The following is an 11,632-nucleotide window of genomic DNA, read 5'->3' on the forward strand; positions in this document are numbered from 1 at the left end:
CCGGCAGGCGTTACGGCAGCAGGATGGTGGAGCCGGTGGTCTGCCGCGCGGCGAGCGCCTGTTGCGCCTCGGCCGCCTTCGCCAGCGGGTAGCGCTGGCCGATCTCGACCTCGATCTTGCCGCTTTCGATCATGCCGAACAGATCGTCGGCCATCGCCTGCAGGCGCTCGGCGGTGTCGGCGTAGCCGGCCAGCACCGGGCGGGTGACGTACAGCGAGCCCTTCTGCGCCAGCACCCCGAGGTTGACCCCGGTGACCGCGCCGGAGGCGTTGCCGAAGCTCACCAGCAGGCCGCGCGGGGCGACGCAGTCCAGCGAGGTCTCCCAGGTGTTCTTGCCCACCGAGTCGTAGACCACCGGGCACTTCTTGCCATCGGTCAGCTCCAGCACGCGCTGCACCACGTCCTCGTGGCTGTAATCGATGGCCGCCCAGGCGCCGAGGCGCTTGGCCCGCTCGGCCTTCTCCGCCGAGCCGACCACGCCGATCAGCCTGACGCCCAGCGCCTTGGCCCACTGGCAGGCGATCGAACCGACACCGCCGGCCGCGGCGTGGAACAGGATGGTCTCGCCACCCTGCAGCGGGAATGTCTGGCGCAGCAGGTACTGCACGGTCATGCCCTTGAGCATCACCGCGGCGGCCTGCTCGAAGGAGATCGAGTCCGGCAGCTTGACCAGGTGCCGGGCCGGCAGCCGGTGGTGTTCGCCGTAGGCGCCCAGCGGCCCGGTGGCATAGGCCACGCGGTCGCCCTTGGCGAAGCCGCTGACGCCCTCGCCCACCGCCTCGACCACGCCGGCGCCCTCGGTGCCCAGGCCGGACGGCAGGCTCGGCGGCGAGTACAGGCCGCCGCGGAAATAGGTGTCGATGAAATTGAGGCCGATCGCGTGGTTGCGGACCACCACCTCGCCAGCGGCCGGCTGTGGTACCGGGACGTCCACCAGCTCCAGGACTTCGGGGCCGCCATGTTGTTGGAATTGGATGCGCTGGGACATGCTTGACTCCTGGACTGGGAAAACCCCTATCGAACCCGGCCCGGGTCGGCTCGTCAACCGTCGGGTGCTATGCTTGCCGGCTCCGCACGCCCCGCCGCCGTGCGCCGCATCGAAGATGGGTGACCCGTGAACGAACGAACCGAAGCCGTCAAAGCCTACCTGCTCGACCTGCAGGATCGGATCTGCGCCGCCCTCGAGGCCGAGGACGGCGGCGCCCGCTTCCTCGAGGACGCCTGGGTCCGGGAGGGTGGCGGCGGCGGCCGGACCCGGGTGATCGAGAACGGTGCGCTGATCGAGAAGGGCGGGGTCAACTTCTCCCACGTGCACGGCGAAGGCCTGCCGCCGTCGGCCAGCGCACACCGTCCGGAGCTGGCCGGGCGCAGCTTCGAGGCGCTGGGCGTATCGCTGGTGATCCACCCGGAAAACCCCCACGTGCCGACCTCGCACGCCAACGTGCGCTTCTTCATCGCCGAGAAGGCCGGCGAACCGCCGGTGTGGTGGTTCGGCGGCGGCTTCGACCTGACGCCCTACTACGCGGTCGAGGAAGACTGCGTGCACTGGCACCGGGTGGCGCGCGACGCCTGCGCGCCCTTCGGCGCCGACGTCTACCCGCGTTTCAAGCAGTGGTGCGACCGCTATTTCTTCATCAGGCACCGCAACGAGCCACGCGGGGTCGGCGGGCTGTTCTTCGACGACCTGAACGAGTGGGACTACGACACCTGCTTCGCCTTCATGCGGGCGATCGGCGATGCCTACCTGGCCGCCTACCTGCCGATCATCCAGCGCCGCAAGGCCACGCCCTACGGCGAGCGCGAGCGGGCCTTCCAGCTGCTGCGCCGCGGGCGCTACGTCGAATACAACCTGGTCTACGACCGCGGCACCCTGTTCGGCCTGCAGTCCGGCGGGCGCACCGAATCCATCCTCATGTCGCTGCCGCCGCAGGTCGCCTGGGGCTACGACAAGCACCCGGAGCCCGGCACGCCGGAGGCGCGGCTGACCGAGTACTTCCTCAAGGACCGGGATTGGTTGGAGGATTAGGCGGCAGGCGGCAGGCGGCAGGCGGCAGGCGGCAGGCAGGGTTGCGCTGTCTTCGGAAAGGCTCCAGCCTCTTGAGGCTTGAAGGCTTGAAGGCTTGCCGTCATCCCCGTCACCCCTTCTCGCCACTCGGAGCCGCTTTCTCCGTCCAGCCCTCAGCCTCCAGCGCTCTTATCCGGCTTTTTCGCTCTTCTCAGGACTTTTTAATGGACCGTTACGCCGTCTTCGGCAATCCCATCGGGCACAGCAAGTCGCCGCAGATCCACCGCCGGTTCGCCGAGCAGACCGGCCAGGCGCTGAGCTACGAGGCGCTGCTGGCGCCGCTGGATGATTTCGCCGGCTACGCGTGGGGGTTCTTCAAGCACGGGCGCGGGGCCAACGTCACGGTGCCGTTCAAGGAAGAGGCCTGCCGGCTCGCCGACGCGCTCACCGAGCGCGCGCGCTGCGCCGGCGCGGTGAACACCCTGATGCGCCTGGACGACGGCCGCCTGCTCGGCGACAACACCGACGGCGCCGGACTGGTGCGTGACCTCACCGTCAACGCCGGTCTTGCCCTCGAGGGTCGGCGCATCCTGCTGCTCGGCGCCGGCGGCGCGGTGCGCGGCGTGCTCGAGCCGCTGCTCGGCCAGCGTCCGGCGGCGCTGGTGATCGCCAACCGCACGGTGGCCAGGGCCGAGCAGCTGGCCAGCGCCTTCGCGCCCCTGGGGCCGGTGAGCGCCAGCCCCTTCGAGGACCTGACGGGAGCCTTCGACCTGATCGTCAACGGCACCTCGGCCAGCCTCGGCGGCGAAGTCCCGCCGCTGCCGACCGGCCTCGTCCAGCCGGGCACCTTCTGCTACGACATGATGTATGGCGCCGCGCCCACCACCTTCTGCGCCTGGGCGAGCGCACAGGGCGCCGAGGTGCGCGACGGCCTGGGCATGCTCGTCGAGCAGGCCGCCGAGGCCTTCTTCGTCTGGCGCGGGGTGCGTCCGGAAACGGCCGAAGTGTTGCAGTACCTGCGTGCGCAGCTGAGCGGCGTCTAGAGCTTCAGCTCCATGCGCGCATGGACGTGCTGTGGCTGTTCGAGCTCCTCGCAGACCGCCGCGGCGATGCGGCGCAGCATGCGCACCTCTTCCGAATCGACGCTCATCAGGTCGTCGATGTCCAGCCCGTAGCCGCCCGGAGGGGCGCTCACCAGCGTCCAGTCCAGCGGGTTGACGGCCAGTCGCTGCAGGGCGGCTTCCACCTCCGGGCGGCCGTCGAGCCGGTAGAAGTCGGCGATCAGGATCAGCCGCGGCACCTGCACCCGCGGCAGGCCGACCAGCAGGCCGTCGACGGCCTGGTAGAAGTCGTGCCGCGGGCCGTCGTGGGCCGCGTCGCTGGCCGATGGCAGCCCCGGGGCGTGATACAGGCAGACCACCCCGTCCAGCCCCGCCACGCTTTCGGCGACGCTCTTCGGGTCGTACAGGTTACCCAGCTTGTGGCGAATGCCCGGCCGCGCGGCCACCGAGTTGAGGTCGTCGAGCACCGCGACCACTTCGTGCTGGCGCGCCAGCAACTCGCACAGCAGCGCGCTGCCGAGGCTGGAATGCGCGCCGAAGACGGCGTACTTCAGGCGCGGGGTTTCGGCGTTGAGCACGGCGGGGCGCCGCTCAGCGGCGGGTCACCAGGTAGCCGATCAGCGCGCAGGCGCCAGCGGCGAGGGCGACCGTGGTCAGCGGATGCTGGCGCACGCACTCGCTGGCCATGCGGCCGGCCTGGACGGTCTTCTTCGACAGGTCGGCATAGTGCTCGTCGAGATGGCTGTCGTGCCAGAGCGATTCCGCCCGGCTCTTGAGCAGGCCCAGCCGATGATGCGAGTCGCGCGCGGCATCGCGTCGCAGGTCTTCCAGCGCGCTCATCAGGTGGTCGATTTCCGACTGGACTTCCTCGCGGGTGGTGGGCTTGTGCGTGAAGCGGGACATGGCGGGCCTCCCCATCGGTAAATGTGCAGGTTTGACCCTGCTTGTGCGCAGAGGTGCGATGAGGCAGCGTACGCCCGGCCCAACGGTCCCGCGCGCAAGCGTTACGCGAGTTTGCGCGAGACTTTGCGGCGGCGGCGACTTGCATGATGATGGGCGCCTCGCTCCGCGCCCTCCTGGAACCGCATGACGCGCCGCCGCCTACCCGCCTGGCTCGCCGGCCTGGCCTTTCTGACGCACCTGCTGAGCATGTCGCTGCCCGGCATGCCCTCGGCCGAGGCGCGGCAGCCGTCCGGCGCGCACGGGCAGGCTCCGGTGGCGGCCGAGCAGCATGCCGGACATATGGCGCCTTCGCCGGCGCAGCCGGATCACGGCGGCATGGGCCATGCCGGCATGCTGCAGTGCTGCTGCGGCGCCGGGCACGTCGGGCTGGCCGCCCTGCCCTTCGAGCCGCCGCGGCTGCCCGAGCAGCTGGCCCGCCGGATCGACAGCCTGCCCGAGGTCCCGCCGGCGCTGCCCTCGCCTCGCCAGCAATGGCCGGCGCTCAACCCCCGCGCCTCCCCGCTCGCCTGACGCTTCGGCGTCCTTCTCGCTGCGTTGCCCGATCGCCCCGCTGCGCCGCCATGCGCCGCGCGCGTGGGCGCCTGCCGGCGGTCGAACGCCGCCCGGCGCTTCTGCACAAGGATTCATGCGAGATGTCCCGTTACTTCACGCAGCCCCGGCTGCGTCTTGTCCCGCCGTGCCTGCTCGGCGCGGCCCTGTTCGTTCCCGCGGCGCTGGCCGCCACCGCCGATTCGGCGCTATCGCTGGGTGCCAGCACGATCACCGGCACCGCGGCAGGCGCCTCCGGCGGCACGCTGGCCACCGGCAGCGTGCTCAGCTCGGTGGACCTGCTCGGTGCCGAGCTGCTGGAACAGCAGCCGGTGCTCTACAGCTGGGAACTGTTCCGCCGCGCGCCCGGCGTCATGCTCACCGAGTTCGGCCAGGGCACCACCTCCGGCAAGCTGTCGTTCCGCGCCTTCAACGGCGAGGGCGAGGTCAATGCCGTCAAGCTGCTGATCGACGGCATCCCCAGCAATAGCAACGACGGCAACATGCCCTACCTGGACATGCTGTTCCCGCTGGAACTCGACGGCGTCGAGGTGGTGCGCGGCACCAACGACCCGCGCTACGGCCTCTACAACATCGCCGGCAACGTCAACCTGCAGTCGCGCATCGGCGGCGACTACGGCCGGCTGCGCCTGCGCTACGGTAGCCACGACACCCAGGAACTGCAGCTCGCCAAGGGCATCCAGGGCAGCCAGTGGTCGCAGAACTATTTCATCGGCCAGCAGAAGAGCGACGGCTACCGCGACCATGCCGGCTCCCAGCGCACCAGCCTGTCCGGCAAGTGGTTCTTCACCCCGGACGACGGCGACTGGCGCCTCGGCCTGATCGCCCGTCACTACCAGGGCGAAGCGGACGAGCCGGGCTACCTTTCGCGCGAAGCGGCGCGCCATTCGCCGACCCGCGCCTCGCCGCTGTCGGCCACCGACACCGGGGAGCGGCGCATGAACCAGCTCAGCCTGCACCTCGACAGCCGGCTGTCGGAGACGCTGGCCTGGTCGAGCAAGGCATGGCTGAACACCCTCGACGACGACCGCTGGGTGCGCTTCTCCGCCGCTACGCCACAGCAGCGGCGCACTGCCGAGGAGCGCCACTACGGCGCGCGCACCGCGCTGACCTACCGGCCGGCGCAGCGCTGGCTGTACGACCTGGCCCTCGAGGGCGGGCTCGACACCGAGCAGCAGCGCAACCGCAGCGAGCGCTATACGACGGAGGCGCGGCAGCCGATCGCCCGGACCCGCGACCAGCGCTTCGACTACGACAGCTACGGCGCCTACCTGCAGGCGGTGATCCAGCCGGTCGAATCGCTGAAGGTGATTCCGGCGTACCGGGTGGATCGCATCGACGGTGATTTCAGCGACCGGCTGATCGGCGAGGACTACGCGATCAACGACTACGGCACCATCGAGCAGCCGAAGATCGGCCTGGTCTACACCCCGGTCAGCCAGCTCAGCCTGTACGGCAACTGGGGCCGGGCGTTCCAGATCGGCACCGGCGCGGCCGCCTACAAGGTGCCGCCGCGCAGCGCCGACCTGTCGCCCTCGATCAACGACGGCTGGGAAGTCGGGCTCAAGTTCGCCCCGGCGCACTGGCTCGACGGGCGCGTCGCCTACTGGGAGCAGGAGGCCTCGGACGAGGTACGCCGGCGCCTCAACGATCCCAGCGGCGAGTCGGAGAACCTCGGCCGGACGCGCCGCTGGGGCTACGACGCCCAGCTCAACCTCTACCCGCGCGACCGCCTCGCCCTGTGGCTCGCCCACTCCTGGCAGTTCTCCGAAATCGAGGAGCCCGACCCGAGCCTGCCGGCCAGCCGCGGCAAGGAGATCGACCACGTGCCGCAGCGGCTCTACTCGGCCGGCATGCGCTACGAGGCGAGTGCCGACCTGGAGCTCAGCGCCTGGCTCAACGGGCAGACCGACTACCACCTGGAGCGGGAGAACCGCGTCGGTCGCTACGGCGGCTACGTGCTGCTCAACCTCGGCGCCAACTACCGGATCACCCCGCAGCTGGCGCTCGACCTGCAGCTGAAGAACCTCGCCGACCGCTACTACGAGTACGTCTGGTATGACGGCGTGGAGACGTTGCACGCGCCGGGCGAAGGGCGCGCGCTCTATGCCGGGCTGACGCTGGACTTCTGAGGCTCAGCCGCCGCGGTTGTCGTAGGCCGCCTCCGCGCCGCTGTCGGGGGCGGTCGCCAGCTCGGCGGTCAGGTGAGCCTTGAGCCGCGCCAGCGCGGCCTCGTTCCAGCCCCTCGGTGCGGTCACCTCGCGCCAGGCTTCGACGTAGTGGGCCGGCGCGTAGACGTGGCCGTAGCCGGGCGGCGTCGGCGTGGTCACCGCCATGTCCAGCGCCAGCTGCAGCATGGTCACCAGCGGGAACCAGCGCAGCTGCGGCGCCACGTCCGGGCCGCGCTGCTCCAGCCAGGCCGGGCGGCGCCAGGCGTGGTGCGGGGCGAAGAAGGTGATCGGGTCGCTGGCGTACTGCAGGTACAGCAGGCGCATCGGGCCCCAGGGCGCGTCCGCCGGCTCGGGCGTGCCGTCCTGGTTCATGAAGCGCACGAAGCGGCCGTCGCCCACCTGCGGGCGCCAGTACGGCGAGCCGGGTTCGCGGGCGTCGGTCAGCGCGCGCCAGCGCTCGCTGCGAAACGGCGGGCCGCTCCAGAGCGCACCATCGAAGGGATCGGCCAGCAGCTCGTGCAGTTCCCAGGAGCGCTGCGAATGCAGCGCGCCCAGGCTCAGCCCGTGCAGGTACAGGCGCGGGCGGTCCTCGGCCGGCAGCGCGCTCCAGTGGCGGTACACCTCGGCGAACAGCGCGCGGGCCACGTCGGCGCCGTATTCGGCCTCGGCCAGCAGCGACAGCGGGCTGTTGAGGTAGGAGTACTGCAGCGCCGCACTGGCGATGTCGCCATGGTGCAGGTACTCGACCGTGTTCATCGCCGCCGGATCGATCCAGCCGGTGCCGGTGGGCGTGACCAGCACCAGCACCGAGCGCTCGAAAGCACCGGTGCGGATCAGCTCGCGCAGCGCCAGGCGCGCCCGTTCGGCCGGGGTAACGGCGGCGCGCAGGCCGACGTAGACGCGGATCGGCTCCTGCGCCGGCTGCCCGCTGAGCGCCTCGATATCGGCCGCCGAGGGGCCGGAGGCGATGAACTCGCGGCCGGTGCGGCCGAGCCCTTCCCAGTCCAGCAGCGACGCCGGGCTGCCGCTCTTGAGCGGCGAGGTCGGTTGCGCCGACTGCGGTTCGACCAGTGCGTCGTACTGCGCGAAGGAGGCATCCAGCGCGCGGAAGGCGTAGCGCACCAATACGTCGCTGACCAGGGCCCAGAACAGCACCAGCGCCACCGCCACGCCGAGCACGTTGGCCACCCGGTGCGGCAGGAAGCGCCGCCCGCGCCGGGCCACCGCGGCCGCGACCAGGCGGTAGAGCCGGCCCAGCATCAGCAGGGCGAGGAAGGTCGCCAAGGCGATCAGGCTCACCTCCAATGGATGCGCGCTGGGCACGGGCGGCATCTGCATCAGCGTGCGCACGCCGTTCTGCCAGCCGGCCACCTGGCTGAGGAAGGCCCCGGCGGCGAGCAGGCAGAGCAGCGCGCAGACCTGCGTCAGGCGCCGGTGCAGCCGGCCCTGCGGTTCGGGCAGTTGCAGGTAGCGCCACAGGCTGCGCGCCAGTATCCCGAGGCCATAGCCGAGCGCCAGCGCGCCGCCGGCCAGCACGCCCTGGCTGACCGTCGAGCGCGGCACCAGCGAGGGCGTCAGCGAGGCGCAGAAGAACAGCGTGCCGGTCAGCAGGGCGAAGCCCGACAGCGAACGCCAGAGCGAGAGCATGGCTGGGCCCATGCGGTCCTCCTTGAAACGGGCGGGGGTGCGGCGCCCTCGGGCACCGCCGTCGGGCTTTCGAGGCGAGGCCGGCGTACCGGGTTCCCATCCGCGTCGATGCAACGATGCGGCGCCGGCCGACTCAAAGCTAAACCCTAGCGCAGCGGAATCCTTGCCCGATGAGCACGCCGGACGACACCTACCTCCAGTGGCTGGTCAGCCAGTCGATGCTATACAACGCCAGGCAGCGCGCCCGGCTCTACGCCGGCCAGGCCCGGCTCTGGCAGCGGCCCTACGCGCAGGCGCGCCCGCGCGACGCCAGCGCCATCGCCTCGGTGTGGTTCACCGCCTACCCCGCCGCGATCATCACCCGCGAGGGCGGCTCGGTGCTCCAGGCGATGGGCGACGAGCGCCTGTGGAGCGCACTCTCCGAGCTCGGCGTGCAGGGCATCCACAACGGCCCGACCAAGCGCAGCGGCGGGCTGCGGGGGCGCGAGTACACGCCCACCATCGACGGCAACTTCGACCGCATCAGCCTGTCGATCGACCCCGGGCTGGGCGCCGAGGAGGAAATGCTCCAGCTCAGCCGCATGGCCGCCGCGCACAACGCCGTGGTGATCGACGACATCATTCCCGCGCACACCGGCAAGGGCCCGGACTTCCGCCTGGCGGAAATGGCCTACGAGGACTACCCGGGCCTGTACCACATGGTCGAGATCCGCGAGGAGGACTGGGAGCTGCTGCCCGAGGTGCCGGAGGGACGCGATTCGGTGAACCTGCTGCCGGGCGTGGTCGACCGGCTCAAGGACAAGCACTACATCGTCGGCCAGCTGCAGCGGGTGATCTTCTTCGAGCCCGGGGTGAAGGAGACCGACTGGAGCGCCACCGCGCCGGTGGCCGGCGCCGACGGCAAGGTCCGCCGCTGGGTCTACCTGCACTACTTCAAGGAGGGCCAGCCGTCGTTGAACTGGCTCGACCCGACCTTCGCCGCGCAGCAGCTGATCATCGGCGATGCCCTGCACGCCATCGACGTCACCGGCGCACGGGTGCTGCGCCTCGACGCCAACGGCTTCCTCGGCGTCGAGCGGCGCGCCGAGGGCACCGCCTGGTCCGAGGGCCACCCGCTGTCGGTCACTGGCAACCAGCTGCTCGCCGGGGCGATCCGCAAGGCCGGCGGCTTCAGCTTCCAGGAGCTGAACCTGACCATCGACGACATCGCCGCCATGTCCCACGGCGGCGCCGACCTGTCCTACGACTTCATCACCCGCCCGGCCTACCACCACGCGCTGCTGACCGGCGACACCGAGTTCCTGCGGCTGATGATGCGCGAGGTGCACGCCTTCGGCATCGACCCGGCCTCGCTGATCCACGCGCTGCAGAACCACGACGAGCTGACCCTTGAACTGGTGCACTTCTGGACCCTGCACGCCTACGACCAGTACCACTACCACGGCCAGACCCTGCCCGGCGGCATCCTGCGCGAGCACATCCGCGAGGAGATGTACGAGCGCCTGACCGGCGAGCACGCGCCCTACAACCTCAAGTTCGTCACCAACGGGGTGGCCTGCACCACCGCCAGCGTGATCACCGCGGCGCTGGGCATCCGCGACCTGGACGCCATCGGCCCGGCGGAGATCGAGCAGATCCAGCGCCTGCACGTCCTGCTGGTGATGTTCAACGCCATGCAGCCGGGCGTGTTCGCCCTCTCCGGCTGGGACCTGGTCGGCGCCCTGCCGCTGGCGCCCGAGCAGGTCGAGCACCTGATGCGCGACGGCGACACCCGCTGGATCCACCGCGGCGCCTACGACCTGGCCGACCTCGACCCGGAGGCCGAAACCTCCGCCGAAGGGTTGCCGAAGGCGCGGGCGCTGTACGGCAGCCTGGCCAGCCAGCTGCAGAACCCCGGCTCCTTCGCCTGCCAGCTCAAGCGCATCCTCAGCGTGCGCCGCGCCTACGACATCGCCGCCAGCCGGCAGGTGGCGATTCCCGACGTCCAGGCGCCCGGCCTGCTGGTGATGGTCCACGAACTGCCGGCCGACAAGGGCGTGCAGATCACCGCGCTGAACTTCTCCGCCGAGCCCATCAGCGAAACCATCTGCCTGCCCGGCGTCGCTCCCGGCCCGGTGGTGGACATCATCAACGAGCGGGTCGAAGGAGACCTGAGCGAAGACTGCCAGATGACCCTCAACCTCGACCCCTACGAGGGCCTGGCGCTGCGGGTGGTGAGCACGGCGTTGGTGATGTGAGGTGACGGGTAGTGGTTGGTGGTGGTTGGTGGGCTAAAGCCCACCCTACAGAGCTGCACCCAGGCAATGTGCCCGTAGGGTGGGCTTCAGCCCACCACATCACTGCCAATTCACTCACCAAAACGTCCAGGCGTCGCACCCACGCCCGCCCAATCCACCGGCAGCAACCCCTCACGCACATACTGGTGGAAACTGGAGTACGGCCAATCGCCGACCCGCGCCACCAGACCGTGCCGCACCGGGTTGTAATGGATGTAATCGACATGCCGTTGCAGATCCGCTTCATCACGAATCATGTGTTCCCAGTAACGCCGCTGCCAGACGCCCTTCTCGCGCTTGCGCTGTTTGCTCGTACCGGCGGGAACGGCCGGCAGTTGACGTGAGAAGCGGCTCTTGATCAGGCTCCAGCGCCGGGCGTAGTCGGCGTCGCCTTCGGGCAGCGCCCAGACGGCATGCAGGTGGTCGGGCAGGACGCAGATGGCGAGGGTCTGAAAGGGCCTGGTCCGCTGGGCTTCACGGTAGGCCGCACGCAACCGCTCGATTTCCTCGACCAGCATGGACGAACGTCGATTCGCCAGTGTCACGGTGAAGAACCAGGTGGCGCCCGCCACCCGGCTGCGTCGGTAGTTGGACATCGAGGCCTCCTTGCCTTCGGTTGGTCGGGTAACTTTGGGCGTCATTGGTGGGCTGAAGCCCACCCTTGTATCTCGACTACCACGCCATCCGGGGTGATAGTTCCCGACTGATCATCGGGGGAAGGTCAGGAAGCCGTGCCCACCCTGAGGCCCTGAGCCTGTGAAGTAGATACTGCTCCGGCCTTCCACACTCACTCTTGAAGCTCGAACGGTATCCAGAGCCCGCCGCTGGCGAGAGCTCGCATCCACAAGGTTGAGCCGAGTGCAGTGATGATCGTTGGATCAATAGAAGGAGTTTCCATGCCCCGCGTCATCGGCATCGATATCGCCAAGCGCACGTTCGACATCGCCACCCTGCAAGCCA

General features: G+C 70.0%; 10 protein-coding genes. 5 read left to right on the forward strand and 5 right to left on the reverse strand.

Annotated features, from left to right (window positions below; genetic code table 11):
- Nucleotides 1-10 precede the first annotated feature (10 nt).
- Nucleotides 11-988, reverse strand: coding sequence for an NADPH:quinone reductase (locus H610_RS0121180; RefSeq protein ID WP_028241531.1), 978 nt, complete (start codon nt 986-988; stop codon nt 11-13).
- Nucleotides 989-1,114: 126 nt separating this feature from the next.
- Here H610_RS0121180 and hemF point away from each other — a divergent pair, with 126 nt between their 5' ends.
- On the forward strand, nt 1,115-2,026 hold the full coding sequence (hemF, locus tag H610_RS0121185; protein WP_028241532.1) for an oxygen-dependent coproporphyrinogen oxidase: 912 nt from the start codon (nt 1,115-1,117) through the stop codon (nt 2,024-2,026).
- A gap of 203 nt (nt 2,027-2,229) precedes the next feature.
- The gene (gene aroE, locus H610_RS0121190; protein WP_028241533.1) at nt 2,230-3,048 is read left to right on the forward strand and encodes a shikimate dehydrogenase; all 819 of its coding nucleotides are present in this window, start codon (nt 2,230-2,232) and stop codon (nt 3,046-3,048) included.
- Here aroE and H610_RS0121195 read toward each other — a convergent pair.
- Both H610_RS0121195 and H610_RS0121200 read right to left on the reverse strand, forming a co-directional pair.
- Nucleotides 3,045-3,644: an NAD(P)-dependent oxidoreductase gene (locus tag H610_RS0121195; protein ID WP_028241534.1), complete on the reverse strand. Its 600-nt coding sequence runs from the start codon at nt 3,642-3,644 to the stop codon at nt 3,045-3,047. The two genes, aroE and H610_RS0121195, sit on opposite strands and share 4 nt — an antisense overlap.
- A gap of 13 nt (nt 3,645-3,657) precedes the next feature.
- A complete protein-coding gene (locus H610_RS0121200; protein ID WP_028241535.1) occupies nt 3,658-3,969 on the reverse strand; it encodes a DUF883 family protein in 312 nt (103 codons plus the stop codon).
- Nucleotides 3,970-4,152: 183 nt separating this feature from the next.
- Here H610_RS0121200 and H610_RS0121205 point away from each other — a divergent pair, with 183 nt between their 5' ends.
- Entirely contained in the window at nt 4,153-4,539 is a 387-nt protein-coding gene (locus H610_RS0121205) for a hypothetical protein (RefSeq protein ID WP_028241536.1), read from the forward strand.
- A 122-nt stretch (nt 4,540-4,661) separates the two neighbouring features.
- Complete coding sequence (locus tag H610_RS0121210) at nt 4,662-6,710, forward strand: TonB-dependent receptor (protein WP_028241537.1); 2,049 nt, start codon at nt 4,662-4,664, stop codon at nt 6,708-6,710.
- A gap of 3 nt (nt 6,711-6,713) precedes the next feature.
- Here the strand turns inward: H610_RS0121210 and H610_RS0121215 are convergent, their stop codons facing one another.
- A complete protein-coding gene (locus H610_RS0121215) occupies nt 6,714-8,408 on the reverse strand; it encodes an alpha/beta hydrolase (protein ID WP_028241538.1) in 1,695 nt (564 codons plus the stop codon).
- 158 nt (nt 8,409-8,566) lie between these two features.
- Between H610_RS0121215 and treS the strand changes: the two genes are divergently transcribed.
- On the forward strand, nt 8,567-10,633 hold the full coding sequence (treS, locus tag H610_RS0121220) for a maltose alpha-D-glucosyltransferase (RefSeq protein WP_028241539.1): 2,067 nt from the start codon (nt 8,567-8,569) through the stop codon (nt 10,631-10,633).
- A 110-nt stretch (nt 10,634-10,743) separates the two neighbouring features.
- Here the strand turns inward: treS and H610_RS0121225 are convergent, their stop codons facing one another.
- Nucleotides 10,744-11,268 (reverse strand): REP-associated tyrosine transposase, encoded by a 525-nt coding sequence (locus H610_RS0121225; protein ID WP_028241540.1) that lies wholly within the window; start codon nt 11,266-11,268, stop codon nt 10,744-10,746.
- Nucleotides 11,269-11,632: the final 364 nt, after the last annotated feature.

Origin of the sequence: Stutzerimonas azotifigens DSM 17556 (assembly GCF_000425625.1) — a bacterium.
Lineage (GTDB): Bacteria > Pseudomonadota > Gammaproteobacteria > Pseudomonadales > Pseudomonadaceae > Stutzerimonas > Stutzerimonas azotifigens.